2 protein-coding genes are annotated in these 1,022 nt (G+C 62.3%); both read right to left on the bottom strand.

Going from position 1 to position 1,022, the window contains the following annotated elements:
- Window positions 1-36: 36 nt before the first annotated feature.
- Complete coding sequence (locus K728_RS0110835; protein WP_024476720.1) at window positions 37-792, bottom strand: hypothetical protein; 756 nt, start codon at window positions 790-792, stop codon at window positions 37-39.
- Window positions 793-801: 9 nt separating this feature from the next.
- Window positions 802-1,022: hypothetical protein (locus tag K728_RS21920; protein ID WP_237742133.1), on the bottom strand; the 221-nt coding region annotated here is incomplete at its 5' end.

Here is a 1,022-nt window from a genome sequence, read left to right as displayed (position 1 = left end):
CCACCACGCTTTACCGCACTGATACCTACACAACCGTTACCGGGCCAAGCCACCCCGTTCGGCTGTGCGCCCTTTGCCTTTGGCAATCGTTCTCCTCGCGGCCGGTGTTGTTTGAGGACGGGTCTGCACTGCGGCGCTCGGGTGCGTGCCTTGGTGCGCGTCGGCAACTAACCTGGCGTTCACAGCTTCGCGGTCGTTGTTGACCTCCAAGGCGGTTGCGAGGTTGTTGCGGCGTTCTGAGGTATCCCACCCGGGGTTTTCCGGGTTCGCGGATCGTGTGCGGTCCTCCCGGTTTGCGCTGGCTACCGCTGCCCCGACTATTACTTCGTCGCCGCGAGCTGCGGCTGTGGACCGTTCGTTCTCGGCCTGCTGGCGTGCCGCTTGGGCCCTGGTGACAGCTGAGACAATGTCCTGCTCGGTTGCTCCGCTGTCGTTGACGTCGATTCCGTAGCGGTCCTGTACCTGGACCCTAATGGCGCCCGCGTGGCCGGCGGCAACCGGGTCATAGCCTTTCCACGCTTCTGCTGTTTCGTGGACACGTTCGATCATGTCCGGTGTGGCCTTGTCCCACCATTCATTCCGGCTGACTGGTTCGAGCTGGGCGCGTGCGGCGGCTTGGGAGGCGTTGAATCGGTTTTGGAGTTCCCTGGCGCGTCCTTCCTCTGCTTGGGCGATGCTGCGTTGTTCTTGTTCGCGCATCCGGGCCAGTTGCTCCCCGATCCTGGCTGCCACCATCAGTCCGGCGCGTAGCGTGCCTTCGACTGCATCATCAATATCGTCCGATTCGCTCATGAGCTTTTCCTATCTCTCGATGTCCGGCTGGTTCTTGGTCCGATGTAGTACCCGTGCCGGCCCGATCGGGGGTGCACTGGTCTTGGCCTTACTGAGTTTGGATGGCACCGGTAGTCCTTCACGACCCCTGCCGGCAATGAGTCGCGCTCTGAGAGATTCCTCATCGACGCCGGGATGCCTCTCGCGCAGGTCCTCTATCGTCAATGCTGTGGGCTTGAGCGTATCGGCGG

The sequence above is a fragment of the Arthrobacter sp. CAL618 genome (assembly GCF_000468215.1).
Classification (GTDB): domain Bacteria; phylum Actinomycetota; class Actinomycetes; order Actinomycetales; family Micrococcaceae; genus Arthrobacter_D.
The sequence above is the reverse complement of the archived record's forward strand: the minus strand, read 5'-3'. Positions and strand labels throughout refer to the sequence as shown.

Coding starts and splice junctions, on each gene's coding strand:
- K728_RS0110835 (WP_024476720.1), bottom strand. CDS start 792: ATGAGCGAATCGGACGATATTGATGATGCAGTCGAAGGCACGCTACGC.